Annotated in this window: 14 protein-coding genes; 2 read left to right on the top strand and 12 right to left on the bottom strand. The window is 64.2% G+C overall.

Features of this window, described 5'->3' with window-relative positions:
• Positions 1–216 precede the first annotated feature (216 nt).
• Entirely contained in the window at positions 217–2,406 is a 2,190-nt protein-coding gene (locus G3480_RS15720; protein ID WP_164654846.1) for an EAL domain-containing protein, read from the top strand.
• 389 nt (positions 2,407–2,795) lie between these two features.
• Here G3480_RS15720 and G3480_RS15725 read toward each other — a convergent pair whose 3' ends face one another.
• Genes G3480_RS15725 through G3480_RS15740 form a run of 4 tightly spaced genes read right to left on the bottom strand, consistent with a single transcriptional unit; the run spans position 2,796 to position 6,702 of the window.
• The gene (locus tag G3480_RS15725; protein ID WP_164654847.1) at positions 2,796–3,572 is read right to left on the bottom strand and encodes a lysophospholipid acyltransferase family protein; all 777 of its coding nucleotides are present in this window, start codon (positions 3,570–3,572) and stop codon (positions 2,796–2,798) included.
• Entirely contained in the window at positions 3,573–4,421 is an 849-nt protein-coding gene (locus G3480_RS15730; RefSeq protein ID WP_164654848.1) for a MipA/OmpV family protein, read from the bottom strand.
• The gene (locus G3480_RS15735; protein ID WP_164654849.1) at positions 4,418–5,335 is read right to left on the bottom strand and encodes a chorismate transformation FkbO/Hyg5 family protein; all 918 of its coding nucleotides are present in this window, start codon (positions 5,333–5,335) and stop codon (positions 4,418–4,420) included. The genes G3480_RS15730 and G3480_RS15735 overlap by 4 nt, the downstream gene beginning before the upstream one ends.
• A 29-nt stretch (positions 5,336–5,364) precedes the next feature.
• Positions 5,365–6,702, bottom strand: a complete 1,338-nt coding sequence (locus G3480_RS15740; RefSeq protein ID WP_164654850.1) for an NAD(P)/FAD-dependent oxidoreductase — start codon at positions 6,700–6,702, stop codon at positions 5,365–5,367.
• 203 nt (positions 6,703–6,905) lie between these two features.
• On the opposite strand from G3480_RS15740, the gene G3480_RS15745 reads away from it, so the two are divergent.
• Complete coding sequence (locus G3480_RS15745) at positions 6,906–7,694, top strand: class I SAM-dependent methyltransferase (RefSeq protein WP_164654851.1); 789 nt, start codon at positions 6,906–6,908, stop codon at positions 7,692–7,694.
• Here the strand turns inward: G3480_RS15745 and G3480_RS15750 are convergent.
• The 8 genes from G3480_RS15750 to cutA all read right to left on the bottom strand — a co-directional run bounded on the left by G3480_RS15750 (position 7,658) and on the right by cutA (position 14,930).
• A complete protein-coding gene (locus G3480_RS15750) occupies positions 7,658–8,584 on the bottom strand; it encodes an LpxL/LpxP family acyltransferase (RefSeq protein ID WP_164654852.1) in 927 nt (308 codons plus the stop codon). The genes G3480_RS15745 and G3480_RS15750 overlap by 37 nt on opposite strands.
• A complete protein-coding gene (locus G3480_RS15755; protein WP_164654853.1) occupies positions 8,581–8,886 on the bottom strand; it encodes an ApeI family dehydratase in 306 nt (101 codons plus the stop codon). The genes G3480_RS15750 and G3480_RS15755 overlap by 4 nt, the downstream gene beginning before the upstream one ends.
• The gene (locus G3480_RS15760; protein WP_164654854.1) at positions 8,883–10,265 is read right to left on the bottom strand and encodes an AMP-binding protein; all 1,383 of its coding nucleotides are present in this window, start codon (positions 10,263–10,265) and stop codon (positions 8,883–8,885) included. The genes G3480_RS15755 and G3480_RS15760 overlap by 4 nt, the downstream gene beginning before the upstream one ends.
• Positions 10,266–10,284: 19 nt before the next feature.
• The gene (locus G3480_RS15765; protein WP_164654855.1) at positions 10,285–10,944 is read right to left on the bottom strand and encodes a COG4648 family protein; all 660 of its coding nucleotides are present in this window, start codon (positions 10,942–10,944) and stop codon (positions 10,285–10,287) included.
• Positions 10,944–11,240, bottom strand: coding sequence for a phosphopantetheine-binding protein (locus G3480_RS15770; RefSeq protein WP_276611718.1), 297 nt, complete (start codon positions 11,238–11,240; stop codon positions 10,944–10,946). The genes G3480_RS15765 and G3480_RS15770 overlap by 1 nt, the downstream gene beginning before the upstream one ends.
• 416 nt (positions 11,241–11,656) lie before the next feature.
• Positions 11,657–12,223, bottom strand: coding sequence for a TlpA family protein disulfide reductase (locus G3480_RS15775; protein ID WP_164654856.1), 567 nt, complete (start codon positions 12,221–12,223; stop codon positions 11,657–11,659).
• Positions 12,220–14,622, bottom strand: coding sequence for a protein-disulfide reductase DsbD (dsbD, locus tag G3480_RS15780; RefSeq protein WP_164654857.1), 2,403 nt, complete (start codon positions 14,620–14,622; stop codon positions 12,220–12,222). Before dsbD ends, G3480_RS15775 begins: the two co-directional genes overlap by 4 nt.
• On the bottom strand, positions 14,619–14,930 hold the full coding sequence (cutA, locus tag G3480_RS15785) for a divalent-cation tolerance protein CutA (RefSeq protein ID WP_206171745.1): 312 nt from the start codon (positions 14,928–14,930) through the stop codon (positions 14,619–14,621). The genes dsbD and cutA overlap by 4 nt, the downstream gene beginning before the upstream one ends.
• Positions 14,931–15,010 lie beyond the last annotated feature (80 nt).

A 15,010-nucleotide genomic window follows, 5' to 3' on the forward strand; every position in this document is an offset into this window, starting at 1 on the left:
GACTGACTGTCCGGCTTCGATCGGAACGGCTGTCCGCTTTCCTTCGGACTGGGTGTCCGGTTTCACTGGAATACGCACGCCAAGCACTTTTACTTCATCCTTGCGAAAGATCTCTCGCCCGCTGCGAGCGCCTTCGTCGCCTTCGTGCAGTCACCCGACGGTCAAGAACTCTTGTCGCAGACGGGTCACTTCATTCCCTAGCGGGAGCGCCGATGAATGGCGGAACGAACGCAGGTCGTCGAGGGCTTCATCCGTCGATTGGCAACCGCCATTGCCGGCGTGGTGGCAGTCATCTTGCCCATGGGCTTCGGGGTCATCGTTCATCGCGACGCTGTCGATGATCTCGCCTTCAAGGCGTTCGTCAAGGCCAGTGCGCTGAGCGAGCTGGTGACGATGCTTCCGGATATCTGGCAATTCTCGGAGAATCGGATCAACGGCCTCATCGCGCGTGAGCCCGTCCCGCTCGTCGACGAGCGCGTCGAGGTGTTCACTGATGCGGGGGAGGTGCTGACCACGACAGGCGCCGAGATCAAGGGCGTCACCCTGTCGCGTCGCGCACCGCTTTACGATGGTGCCCGCGAAGTCGGCTATGTCGCCATCAGCCGATCCGCTACCCCGCTGCTGATCGAGACGGGCTTGGTGGCCATCTTGGGCGTAGCCATAGGTGCGCTCGTTCAACTCGTCTTGCAGACGCTCCCGCTGCGCGCGCTCAGACGCGTGACGGACGACCTCTTGCGTGCAGAAGAACGGGCGACGATCATTTTGTCCGCCATCACGGACGCGGTCGTCGTCACGGACCCAGAGGGTCGAATCACCTACCTCAATCCTTCGGCGACGAAGATGCTGGATTGTCCGGCCGAGGCGGGCATAGGCCAGCCGATCGACAGCGTTGTCCGACTCGAAGATGCCGAGAGCGCGGCACCGCTCGAAGGCGCCTATGCCCTGACGCTGCATGAGCGAAGACCCGCAGAGTGCAAAGGACGCAGTGTGCTGGTGCGCGCCGATGGTCGCCGCGTTGCCGTCGATCAGCAAGCCTCGCCGCTGTTCGATCGCGACGCTAGCCTCGCGGGTGTGGTGCTCTGCCTGCACGACGTCAGCCAAGTCCGCGAGCTGATCGAACTGCGCTCCTGGGAGGCCCATCACGATCCCCTGACCGGCCTGTTCAACCGTCGTGCCTTCGAGCAGCGCGTCGATGAAGCACTCACGGATGCGCGTCTGTCTCACCGCACCCACGTCCTGCTTTACCTGGATCTCGATCGCTTCAAGGTGGTCAACGACGCCTGTGGACACACGGCCGGCGACCAGCTCCTCATCCAAATCACTGGTCTCATTCAGGCGAGGTTGCGTGATGCCGACCTGCTTGCGCGTCTGGGCGGGGACGAGTTCGGTCTCCTGCTCATGGGTTGTGATCATGTCCACGGTGAGCGCATCGCAGAGGCACTGATCGGCGCCGTCGGCGATCACGTCTTCCGTTGTCAGGGGCAGAGCTTCAGCGTCGGCGTCAGCATCGGCATGACAGTGATTCGCAGCGACAGTGGCGACGTCGAGCAAACGATCGGCGACGCCGATTCAGCCTGCTATTGGGCCAAGGATCAAGGCAGCGGCCGCATTCACGTCTATCTGCCGACGGACGAGGACCTGCTGACCAGGCGCAGTGAGACAAATTGGGTGGCACGGATCCATGCGGCCCTGCGCGAGAATCACTTCGAACTCTATCACCAGCGGATCGTCGGCCTCACGACGGCGACTCAGGGGCGGCAGCACTGCGAGATCCTGCTGCGCATGCGCGACGCGCAGGATCAGATCATCGCACCTGGGCGCTTTCTGCCGGCCGCCGAGCGTTACGATCTCATGCCCGAGATCGACCGCTGGGTCATCGCAAAGGTCTTTGCGAGCCTCGACGCGGTCAGGTCGTGCCATGGTGATGCGCCGCCACTGATCAACATCAATCTGTCTGCCGCCTCGGTGGCCTCGCCCGATCTGGGCGAATTCATTCGCGAGCAGCTCGCGCTTCATGGGGTTGATCCGTCTATGATCTGCTTCGAGATCACCGAGACGGTCGCCCTGCGGCACATGGAGACGGCCATCGCGGTTATTCGCCAGTGCCAGCGGCTCGGTTTCAGTCTGGCGCTGGACGATTTCGGCGTGGGTGCCAGCTCCTTTCGCTATTTGAAAGATCTACCGGTTGAGATCCTCAAGATCGACGGCAGCTTCGTGCACAACATCGACAACGATCCGATTGATCGAGCCATGGTCGAGACGATCAACCACATTGCACACCTGATGGGCAAGATCACGGTCGCTGAGCATGCCGAGAATGAGGCCGTGATCAAGGTCCTGCGTGAGATCGGTGTGGACTACGCCCAGGGCTTCGGCATCGATCATCCTAGGCCTTTCGGTCCTTGACGCTAGGCTCCTAGATCCGGCCGTTGACCGCTCCGTGCGCTTCGAACACCAAGACCGCGAGCGGTGCCGAAGGAGCCGCAGCGGTACAGAAAGCCGCCGATGATGGGGTGGAAGGAGACGCGGCTGAGACGAGGTTGGCGGGGAGACCTGTCGGCGGAGGTTACGGACCCCGCCAGAAGTCTTCAAGACAGCTTTTGAGGCGATTGTCGGAAAATCTCATCCCAGGTGACGCTGGATGGAGGTTTGCCTTCAAGGCGCATCGGCACGAGCATCGCCGGGCTCTGTGACCGCCGGCGCGACACGCAAGGCGGGCCTCGAGACACGGCAGCAGGGAAGCGCTTCGACAGAAATCGCCTAGATTCCTGGTCATGCTGGATAGGATTCGATGGTCAACCGAGCGGGGATTCCTCAGCCAGGGTGTTTGCGAAGTAGTGTTCGAGCGTCGCGGCCATTGCTTGGGTGTCGCCAGGAGGATCGAAGCGTTTTCCGAGCCGCACGCGATAGTGCAGCGGCATGTCAGGGCAGCGGAACAGGGGCCAGCCTTTGGCGAGAAAGGGCGAGTCCGTTTCGATGATGATCGTCTGAATAGGCACCTTTGCCAGGCGGGCGATGGCGCCCGTCGCGGGCACCAATGGATTGATGGGCGGCCGCACCGTGCGTGTGCCTTCGGGAAAGAGTAGCAGCTGGCCGCCCTGGCCCAGCTCCCGGCAGGCCGCCTTGATCATTGCGCGCGGGCTCTTGTTGGGGATGTAGCCCGCGGCGCGCGCACCCGCTCCGAGAAAGAGATTGCCCATCAGCTCGGCCTTCATGATGCAGGCGATGTTCGGTAGTCGCGAGATGACCATGACGGCGTCGAGCAGGCTCGGGTGGTTGGGTGCCAAGATCATGGGGCCGGCGTCTCGCAGTTGGTCGAGTTCGCTGAGATCGAAGCGGCAGGCGCCGAGACCACTCAGGATCCAGAGAAAGAGCCGAAAACTCTGGGTGATGCCGCGTCGGCCGATCGATCGCGCCCGTTGCTCTGGCAGCAGCGCCTGGAAGATGAGGGCGAAGGGTGACCAGGCGAGACAGATCAGCGCGAGAGCGAGGAGCCCGAAGTAGAGACAAAAGTAGGCGTAGGCCTTGGGTAAGCGGGTGCTCTGGGTATTACGCCGGACAACATTCGACATCTAGTCGCGCACCCGAAGGGTCTTGGAGGACTGGCCGAGGATCCAGGCGATTCCGAGTCCTGCCGCCCAGGCGTGGTCCTGGCGGATGAGCGGACTATCGGCGAAGACGGCGTCTTGGAGTCTGTCGTAGCGGGCAAAGCATCCAATCCAGAAGCGGTCGAAGCGCTTGGAGAGTGCGGCGATCACCTTGAGGCCGCCAAATCCGCCATCCGCTCGATAGGCAGGGCGGTCGGCGGTCGCGAAGGCGGGGGCGACGTCATAGAAGTAAGCATGCTGGCGCTGATTGCCGTAGTCGGCGCCGGCCAGCAGGCCGAGATTCCACCCGGTGAAACCAAGCGGATCCTCGATGTCGAGGTTGACCTTGGGGGTGAAGACGAGGCCGGCGTCGCGAAAGCTTCCGCCAATGGCGAGGGCTTTGCGGACGGGTAGGCGCAGGTCGAGCAGCATCCTGCGGTCGCGCGATCGCCACAGGTGGATTTCCAAGCTCGGGCCGATCTCGAAGGTGGGGTCGAGGTTCGGCATGCCGCGACGTGCGTCATTGCCATCGCTATCGACTGGTAAGGACGCCGAGACGCTTAGGTTGAGTTCGGCAACGCTGTTGTCGAAGAGCACACCGCGCACGCCATCGCGATCCGCTTGGAAGATCTCACCGCGGTAGACGAAATAGGGCAGCGGCAGGACATAGCTGCGCTGGCGGTCTGAGCCCAGGTAGTCCGGGAAGCTGAGCACCGTGGCGCCGAGCCCGGCCTCCCAGAGCGGCTTTTCAGTTCGTGCATCGGCCTCGCCGGCGAGCGCGGTGAGCGACAAGGCGATGCCCGCCAGGAGCCATCTTGTGAAGGCTGCGGTCATGCGGATGGTCCCCGATGTCGCGTGGGGCCAATGGCCTCGATCTCGACCAACAGCTCACGCCTGCAGATATCGGCTTGCATGAAATGCCAACGCCGATGTCCGGGCAGCCAGGTCTCGAGTTCAGCAGCGACAGCGTCGAGGTCGGTTGCATGTCTCACATAGATCAGGTACTCCAAGCGCTCTGCAAAAAAGGCCTGTGCGCCTTGAATCCGATTGGCCTCGGCAATCACGGCCTGGAGATTGATGATCGTCTCGCGCGTTTGGGTCGAGGCATCGCCAGGGTGCAGACTGCGATGACCCATGATGGCGGCCGTGCCGGAGATGAAGAGACAGGCCATATCCGCCTGCGTCATCAGCGCGGCGCGGGCGAAGGTCGGGCTGCGCGGCCCGTAAGCTTTGGGGTAGCAGTAGGCGCTGACTTGGCGTGGATTCTCAAGTGAGCACGCCGGGTCTCGACTGGCGAGAAAGCCGAGCCTGAGTCCGTCCTCCCGGCCACCAAGCGCGGATGCTGCGGGCAGGGCGTCGGTCAAGCTGCGACCACTCGCGGCGAAGGCGGTCTGTCTGCCGATGTTGAACTGCCGATACCGTTCTAGGCCGGCCTCCAGCACGTTAATGCGGGGGAGATAGCTCCAAACGCGCACCAGGTGTGGGTAGCCCTTGGCGTCGAGGCAGCGAAACATCGCGCGAAATGCTGCCTCGGTCGCCTGCTCTAGCGCTGGCTTGTCCGCGTCCGATCTGGTTGCCCAATCCTCGTCTTGGCGCAGCGTGCCGAACAGCAGGTCGTTGCCCTCCCAGCACTGCAGGTCTTCCCAGGAATGAGGCTGGTCGCGTCCGGTGAGCTGGAGCGCCGACTTCCAGGCAAGCTCAGGCTGCAGCGGATCGAGCCGCGCGACTCTGGGGGCGGGCTCCCGCATCCTGACTCGAAGCTCGGACGCGCGCATGCTCAGGCCTCGGCGGTTGTGCCGCCGTCTTCGCTAGGCAGGATCTGCGTGCGGCGCGCGCGGGCGGCCGCTCGGGTGCCGCGCCAGTCGCGCAGGGCCGAGAGGTAGTAGACGAGCTTGAAGAGATAGAGCGATGGCCAAATGGGTGTCTTGCCATAGATGTCGCCCGAGAGCAGTGAAAGCAGCGCCTCCTTGATACGTAACAGGTTGCGCGGCGCCATGAAGAGATTGCGCATTGTCGGACTGGTCATGCGGTAGATGAACCAGGAGAACTCGCGCGGGCCGCGGCGCATCCCGCGGTCGAAGCGCCTGAGTGCCTTGCGGCTCTGTGCTGGACTGCGTAGGCAAGTGTCGACCGCCTCCGCGCCGAAGAAGGCGCCCTGCATGGCTAGCATGACACCGGACGAGAACACCGGGTCGATGAAGGCGTAGGCGTCGCCGAGCAGGATGTAGCGGTCGCCGTAGGTATGATCCGTCGCGTAGGAGAAGTTGCCGGTGGCCTCGACCAAGTTGGTCAGCTCGGCATGCTTGAGGCGCTCGGCCAGTGGCGGACAGAGGGTGATGGTCTCGAGCAGGAATGCCGACAGCGTTCGGCCTTGGCGCTGCTTCATGTAATAGGGCCAGGTCACCGCGCCCACGCTGGTCGCGCCGTCGGCGAGCGGGATGACCCAGAACCAGCCGTGATCGAACCAGTAGATGCTGATGTTGCCCTCGGCATCCCCTGGATTGCGTTCTACTCCGGTGAAATGGCCGTAGAGCGCCGAGCTGTTGTGGTAGGGGTTGCGCGACTTGGCGTGCTGACGGTTGGCCATGAAGGTGTCGCGGCCCGAGGCGTCGATCAGGAAGCGCGCGTGCCAATGCGAGGTTGTGCCGTCGTCGTGCTTGGCCTGGATATCGACCGCGTCCTGGGTGAAGTCGACCGCGCGGACACGGCAGCCTTCTACCAAGATCGCGCCGGATTCCACGGCGTTCTTGGCCAGGATCTGATCGAAGTCGGCGCGTCTCACCTGATAGGCGTGGGAGAGCGCCTTGTCCCATGCCTCCGCGAAGGGGAAGCGCTGCACATGGTCGTGATCCGGCGAGATGAACTCGGCGGCGTTCTTACGGATGCCGATCGCGCGGATGGCCTCGCCCACGCCCAAGCGGTCGAATAGGGGCAGATTGGCCGGCAGCAGGGACTCGCCAATATGGAACCTCGGGTGGCGGTCCTTTTCGAGGATGGTGACCGCGTGGCCTTGGCGTGCGAGCAAGGCTCCAACCGTGGAGCCAGCGGGACCCGCGCCAATGACAAGGACGTCGCAGCGCTGTTGATTGGGTGGAGTTGTCCGGCTCTCTTGCATCTCTGAGGGCTCCTTGGGTGGTCCATGCCGCCGAGCGACACTGTGCCGGTGCCTGTCAGCCCGCACTCCGCCAACTCGTGATGCTGTGGTACATCGGCGTTCCTGTGGGTAACTATACCCTAAGGAGCTGACCGAGACCCAGAGGCGCGCCAGGACGCTAGAATGCGCCACATTCTTGAAGTCGAGTAAGCCCAGGACGCGAAATGACTGACCCTTACGAACCTCAATCGCACATCGTGGCGCCGCATCCGCCCTTGACGGACTACTACGCCAGCGAAGCCGAGCGGGCTAGCTTCGTGCGTGGGATCTTTGACCAGACCGCGCCGGATTACGACCGCATCGAGGGATTGCTCGCCTTGGGCACCGGTGGCTGGTACCGCCGTCAGGCGCTGCTGCGTGCCGGGCTCGTGCCTGGAATGGATTATCTCGACCTTGGAGTCGGCACCGGCATTCTGATGCGGCAGGCGGTGCGCATTCTCGGCGACGCCTCGCGCGCGACTGGGGTCGATCCAAGCCCCGGAATGATGGCGCTGGCGCGCTCACTCCCAGGGGGGAGGCTGGTCGAGGGCTGCGCCGAGCGCATCCCCTTTGCGGATGCGTCCTTCGACTTCGTCGCCATGGGCTACGTGCTGCGTCACATCGGCGATCTGTCCGCCGCGTTTCGCGAACTCAACCGGGTACTTCGACCGGGCGGCCGCCTGTGCATTCTGGAGATCACACGCCCTGAAGGCAGGATCGTGCGAGGGTTGCTGCGGACCTACATCAGGGGAATGGTCCCTGCGCTGGCGAGGCTCAGCGGTGCGCGTCGCGAGAGTGCTCGGCTCTGGCGCTATTACTGGGACACCATTGATGCCTGCGCTCCGCCAGAGCAGTTGGTGAGCAGTCTCGGTGCTGCCGGGTTCCTGTCCGTGCGCCGCCACATCGACACGCGTGCGCTGAGCTTCCTCTCCGAGTATCAGGGGCGCAAGCCCGGCGCTTCCCAGAATGGATAGAAATTGAACCAATTGTAGGGGGCGTCCTGGCAGCACTGCTCCAGTGCCATGACGTAGCACTCCATGGCGTCCGCGATGGCCGCTTCCCGCTCGCCGCGCGGCGTGCTGGAGAAGTCCGCGAGGGGTAGGAAGCGCACGCTGTAGCGGTTGCCGCCATGATAGAGGCCGGCCATGAAGATGACGCGCGTCTTGAGGGCTGCGGCCATGCGGAAGGCGTTGACCGGGAAAACCGCGGGTGCGCCGAGCAGCGGCATTTGGCGGCAGCTCTCCGCCTTGAAGCTGCGATCGGCCAGCACGCCGACCAGTGCCCCTTCGTCGAGTCGATCGCTGATGCTCAGGATGGCGCTCGGATTGCCGAGCGCGATCAGCTCGGGCCGTGCCTGCGGGTTGATGGCGGCCAGGATGGCGTTCAGGCGGCGCGTATTCTCTTCGTACATCGCCAGTGCGATGCGCAGATTTGGCTGAGACCGACCCAGGGCACGGATGACCTCGAAGCTGCCGAGGTGACCGCCGAAGAGCAGCGCCCCCCGTCCGGATGCGACTTGATCGGCGATCAGCGGCTCGCCCTGGATCTCGATCTCGAAGTCATCGAGTCTGCTGTTGAGCAGATAGACCCGATCATGGATGGTGGCGGCGAAGGTGAAGATATGCTGGTAGCGCTCCGCCAGCCTCGGCTCGCGCTTCAGGACGCGTCTGAGATAGTCCCCTGAGGCCCGGCGTGCCTTGTGCGCGAAGGTGAGAAAGTAGAGCGCGATGCCATGCAGCACGACGCGCCCCGCCGCCCGGCCGAGGCGCAGCGAGATCCAGGTCATGATGCGCAGCATCAGCATGTTGCTGCGTTCTGGGTGCTGGGTCCAGAGGCTCGGAGTTGCGGACTCGACCTCGCTCATGGCGTCGCGTCCCTCAACACGCCCTCGGCCAAGGCCTCGCCCGCCCTCTCGATGCGGAAGCGAATATCGCCTGCTGCTGTCGTGCTCCAACGCAGGTCGAGCTGGTCGCCCGGCAGCGCTGGTCGGAGAAACTTGAGTCTGCTGATCTCCCAAAGTGGCTCCGGGCCGAGCGATAGCGCGCCGGCGATGCATCGCGCGGCCTCGTCGAGCAGCACCACACCGGGCAGGATGGGGCGGCCGGGGAAATGTCCGGTGAAAGCGGGATGATCGGCCGGGATCTTGATCGATGCCTGCTGGGTCACGGAAGTCTTCCGTGGCCTTTGTCTCTGTCGCGCTCATGCTGGGCCAGAAGCGCCTCGCACTCGACCCGCAACAGCTTCCCGACCGCGTTGCGTGGCAAGTCGTCCAAGAGGATGAGCGGGCGCGGCAGGAAGAGCGGCTCAATGCGCTGGCGCAGCGCCGCCATCAGATGCTCGGCGCTGAGTCCCGGCGCCACGACGAAAGCGGTGAGTCTGATCACGCTGGACTCCCCCGTTTGCTCGGTCTGCTCCGGGACGTAGAAGCAGCCGTCTTTGACGCCTGGCAGCGCGAGCAGCTGCTGATTGAGCCAAGCGAGCGAGGTCCGTTTTCCCGCAATGTTGACGCGGTCGGTGTTGCGACCCTTGAGACGGAAACGACACTCATCGAGCTGCTCGACCAGATCGCCAAGCGGTACGGCGCCCTCGACATGGCCGCCCTCGGCCCAAATCTGGCCGTCGCGCGCCTGCAGCCGAACCTCGGGGAACAGCGTCCAGGCCGTCTTGCGGCTGGTGCGGCGCGTGGCGAGCTGGCCGGTTTCGGTGCTGCCGTAGATCTCGAAGAGCGGTGCGCGAAAGGCTGCTTCAGCGCGCCGCGCGAGACCAGCGGACAAGGGGGCGGTCGCGCAGAGGAGCGACCCGATCTTGGGGAGGCGGAGATTCGCCTCGAGCAGCTTTTCGAGGTGAAAGGGCGTGGTGACCAACATGCTGTTCGCTGGGCACTGCGTCAGCGTCTCGGCAATGTCGGCTGGATAGAAGGGGCGTGAGGCATCGAAGCTCCCGCCGCTCAGCCAGGCGAGCAGAAGCGTCGATTCGAAGCCGTACATGTGCTGCGGTGGGACGGTGCCCACCAAGGTCACGGGGTCTTCGCGCGTGAAGCCGAGCGCGCGGGCCTCGTTCGCGACATTCTTCCGCAGCAGCCCCCAATGCTTGCGATGCGCCTGCGGGCGGCCCGTCGAGCCCGAGGTGAAGACCCAAGTCGCCAGCTGCTCGGCCGGGATCTCCGGGATCTCGATGTGCGCGTCCTTGTCGGCCGCGATTGCCTCACCGAGATTGGGAAAGGGGAAGATCGGAAGTCGCAGGTCGCGGTGCTTGGTATCCGCGAGGACGACGGCGTCCGCGGCGAATGCTTGGAGCTGCTCCAGCAGGCTGGCCATGTGGCTGGGCGGTAGCAGGCTGATGCGTCCGCTGATGAGACAAGCCGCGAAGCCCACGGCGAACCGGTAGCGATCGGCGCAGGCGTTGATGACGTGGTCGGTCGTCGGGAGTGCCTGCGCTAGCGCCCTGGCGTCGGCTAGGAAGCGGCGGACGCTGATGGGTCGACCGCGTCGGTAAGCGATGGGCGCATCAAGGTCCTTGTGGGCAAGTAGTGCAAGCTGCGTCATGGCGAGACTCGGGCGGGGACTAGAGCGCGGGCGGGGCCGTCCCGCGCGTGGCCGCGACGCCGGCGCGGATCGACTCGAGCAGACCGGTGCGGATCTCTGCGGGCAAGACCCAGAGCCGCACGAGGTACTCGGCCCCGAAGGTGATGGCGACCAGCGCGGGCGTGAGCAAGGTGGCGAAGAAGGACCAGTGCGCGAGGTCGCCCAGGGCGAAGAGGAGTCCGGATGCGACCGTCATCCCGGCGAAGAAGAGGGTCCACATCAGGGTCACCCAGCGCGTATAACGCAGGATCTCGGGGGCAAGCGGATGCCCGTGGACCAGGCGTGCGAGGCGGGTGACCATCGGCTCCTCCTTGGGCAGGAGGGTGCGTCCGAAAACCAGGGTGAGCAGCGCGAAGACGCCGGCGTGTTGGATGAAGTAGACCCAGGCGAACTCTGCTTCGATGAGCGGCCAGGCCGTGGCGAGTCCAGCCATGGCGCAGGACCACAGCGCCATGGAGCGCACGCGGTAGCGCGCGCGCCAGGCCAGAATGAGGGCGAAGACGGCGATGGGCGCGATGGCGACGATGGCTGCCAGGGTGTCCATGCCGCCGCGCGCGGTGCTGACATAGGCGAGTAAGACATAGGTGCCGGAGAGCACGGCGATGCTGATCCAACGCAGGAGTCTAAGAGACGGGCGCATTAGCTTGTGCGGTTGGCCTGGATGTGATCGCAGAGACTGCGCAGGGATGTGAAGATCGAAACATTGTCGTCGTTGTCGGCGCGCAGGGAGAAGCCGTAGCGCTTGGAGACGACCAGGGCGACTTCCAGGATGTCGATGGAGTCCAAGCCGAGCCCCTCGCCATACAGCGGCGCATCAAGCGCGATCTCCTCCGCTGTCATCTCGAGATTCAAGGCAGTGACAATGAGCTGGGCGACCTCGCCCGAGAGTTCTGCTGGATCCTGAGGGTTCAGGGCTGTTGCGGCATTCTGCATCATCGAGTCATGGCTCCTGGAAAAGCTTTGGCGAGCTGTCTCCGGCGATTTTAACCTCGGTGAGGGCTCTTTTGTGAGGATTCCCGAGCGAAATCCTGGGTGCTATGAGCCAAAAAGGAGCCACAAGCCAGCAGCAGCCGGCTTGCAGCCTTGCTCGGGAGCTGCGATCAAGTGGCTGATGGCAAGAAGCTGGAGGCCGACCGATTTTTTCAGAGGCAAGGGGTCGGCTCGCGGCGAGCAGGTCTCAGTGCGCCTTGTGGTCGGGCGCTGGCTGATGAATGGGGGAAAGCGCCGGGGGACGCTCCTATGCTGTCAAACCCCGCCGGAGGATGTGGTCGACAAGCGAGTTGTGACTGCAAGCCTGGCGCAACGCTGCCGCAAGATCATTCCAGAGGCCGCGGTTCGGCCGGTCGCTCAGGTCAAAGCTTGGTGCTCTCCGGGAGCAGCGGCTTGAGTTCGACTCGAAGCTCCTCGGCGGTCATGCCTCCGATCTGACTGTAGACGCGTCTGCCGCGCCGGTCGAAGATCACCGTGAAGGGCAGGACTTCCAGGCGGTTGCCGAGGCGTTTCGACATGTGGATTACCTCGGCGTCGGCGATCAAGAGGGGATAGCTCACGGGGTGATCGACCAGGAATTCCCTGACGTCCTGGGCCTTGTCGGCTGCGATACCGACGAATTGCACCCCGTCTTCGCGCAGGGCTTCTTGGGCGCGAATGAACATCGGCATCTCGTCAATGCAGGAGGTGCACCAGGTTGCCCAGAAATTTAGAACCAGGATCTTCCCAGCCCAGGCGTTGCTGGCGACCTCGCGGTCCTGCACGTCCATGAGGTGGAAGTCCGGTAGGGTTCGCAGTTGATCCGGGCCATGCTCGACAAGCCTTTCCAGCATGGGGCTCTCCTCGATCCAGCGCTGGCCGAAGATGGCAGCCCCAATGCTGATGGAACTGGCGAGTATGGTCACACCCATGACCTTGACGGCCTTCATGGCGCGACCTCGCGCAGGTGGTTGGCGAAGACTTCGGCCGGCTTGAAGCCGACGACGCGATAGCCTTTGAGTTCGCTTCCAGAGGTGTCGAAAAAGAGAATCGCTGGCGGTCCAGGGAGACCGAAGCGGCCCTGCATCAGTGCTTGATCGGCAGCGTCGTTGGCCGTGACATCGGCTTGCAGCAGCTCGAACCGGCTCATTTCCTTGATGACGTCGGGATCGCTGAAGGTGTAGCGCTCCATCTCTTTACAGGAGACGCACCAGTCGGCGTAGAAATCCAGCAATACGGGCTTGCCGGCCGACTGGGCTCGCGCCAGTGCGGCGTCGAGATCCGCGACGGTCTTGATGCGCTGGAAGGTTGCATGCTGGGCTGCCGCGCCACCGCCGCCGAGACCCAAACCGCGCAATGGCTGCAGCGTGTCCCGCCCACCCGCTGCGGCGCCCAGGAGCATCAGCGCGCCGTAGATCAGCAGAAAGACGCCGAGCCCCTTCCACAGCTTGCGCCAGCCGCTGACGTCCGCGGGAAGCTGGCTCAGGGCGCCCAAGTAGACCGCCGAGCAGATCAGCAGCAGCCCCCAGAGGAGCATGGCCACGGCCGGCGGAATGATGCGCTCGAGCAGCAAGATGGCGACGCCCAGCAAGGTGACGCCGAAGACGGCCTTGACCGCATCCATCCAGGCGCCGGCGCGGGGAAGCAGTTTTCCGGCCGAGGTGCCGATGGCGATCAGGGGCGCGCCCATGCCCATGCTGAGGGCGAAGAGCGCGACGCCGCCCAACACGGCATCCCCCGTCTGGCTGATGTAGATGAGCGCACCGAACAGCGGCGGGGCGACGCAGGGGCCGACGATGAGCGCGGACAGCAGGCCCATGATGGCGACGCCGATCAGGGTGCCGCCTTCCTGGCGATTGCTGATCTCGGTGAGCTTCGACTGCAGGCTCGAGGGGAGTTGCAGGTCATAGAAGCCGAACATGGAGAGCGCGAGCAGCACGAAGACCAGCGCGAATGTGGTCAGGATCCAGGGGTTCTGGAAGACCACCTGCAGGTTGGCGCCGAAGAGCCCGGCGAGGACGCCGACCACCGTATAGGTGACGGCCATGGCGAGCACATAGACGAGCGAGAGGACGAAGGCCTTGCGTGTCGTAATGCCCGCCCCTTGGCCCGCGATGATCCCGGATAGGATGGGAATCATGGGGAAGACGCAGGGGGTGAAGGCCAGCAGCAGGCCGAGCCCGAAGAAGACGGCGACGATCACCCAGAGGCTTTCATCCGCCAGGACAGCGGCAATGCGATCCTGCTCGGAGACAGGGGCAGCGCGCGCCGGCGGTTGCTCGGAAGTCATTGAATTGGAGCCCATCGCCGCGGCATCCGCCGATGTGGCGGCCGGCGGCATGGCCAATTTGGCACTGTCGGCCTCGGGCAATTGGAGCACGACACGCTGGGTCTGCGGCGGATAGCAAATGCCGATCTCCGCGCAGCCTTGATACTTGGCGATGAGGGTGATCTTGGTGGGGTCGGCCGCAGTGCGAATGAGCGGAAGCGTCAGGTCGATGCGGTCGTGGTAGACCTCCACGTCGCCGATGGAGCCATCGGGTAGGATCGAATCCTCCTTGATATCGCCGGCAGGGCGCTCGAAGCTGCCGATGGAGACGCTTGGCGCGTCCTCCAGGCTGAGACTGACCAGGTGGCTGTAGAGGTAGGTTCCGGGGGCGATGTCCCAGGTGAGCTGTAGCCGATCCGGTGCACTGACCTCGGCCTGGAAGCGGAAGGCCTCGTCGACGTCCAGAATCTCCTCCTCGTCGCCGAGACCCAGTGATTGTCCGAGCCGTGGCGTGGATGTCGATGCCTGGATGTCCGCCAGCCCAGGGTCGGCCGTGGTCGCGGCGAGTTCCGGGAGTTCGAGCAGGAGTTGCTGGCGGTGCGGCGGATAGCAGAGCCCGGCGTCGGCGCAGCCCTGGGAGGTCGCCTCCAAGGCGACGATGCGCTCGGAGCCTGGGTCCCTTGCGAGCGGGACCCCGACTTCGACGGCGTCGCGATAGATGGAGACCTCGCCGAAGAACTCGTCGTTCTTGATCTTGGCGGGCGGCAGATCGGGCGCTCCTGGGGTCACGCCCAGGGTCTCGGAGCGAAAGCGCAGCTTGCTCTGGTAGAGGTAGTAACCGTCGGCGATCTCCCAACGCACGATGACGCGGTCCGGGCCGTCCGCCTTGCCGGAGATGCGAAAGGCTTGGTCCGGTAGGAGGAAGTCTTCCTCTGCCTGAGCCGCGGTGATACCAACCGCGAAGAGCAGCGTTAGCAAAAGCAGTTTGCGCGCGAGACGCAAGAGTCCGCCTGCTTTCTCGCCTGCTCGCAAGCCGTTGTGCGGGCTCGATGGCTCAATGTGGGAGATGTGCTCGATCATGGCTTAGGCTCTGTGGTGCATGCGGCGACCCAACTGAGGTACTCCTCGAGTCCCTCGGTAATGGGAACCGCAATGATCTCCGGGACGTCATAGGGATGAAGTTGGCGCAGGCGCTCGGTCAGGTCGTTGGTCCGCTCCGCCGTGGTCTTGATGAGGAGAAGCAGTTCATCGTCTTCCTCCACCCGTCCTTCCCAGCGGTACACTGATGTGACGCCTGGCAAGAGACTCACGCAGGCGGCAAGGTGCTCCGCGACAAGCGCCCTCGCGAGGGCGATCGCGGTTTCCCGATTCGGGCAAGTGCACAGCATTAGGCGGTAGTCATTGGTCACGGCAGCTTTGCTTCTCCGGCGTGGCTCGCCCGCTTTTTGACGTCCGCCGCGGATTGGAC

The organism is Thiorhodococcus mannitoliphagus (genome assembly GCF_010915725.1).
Classification (GTDB): domain Bacteria; phylum Pseudomonadota; class Gammaproteobacteria; order Chromatiales; family Chromatiaceae; genus Thiorhodococcus; species Thiorhodococcus mannitoliphagus.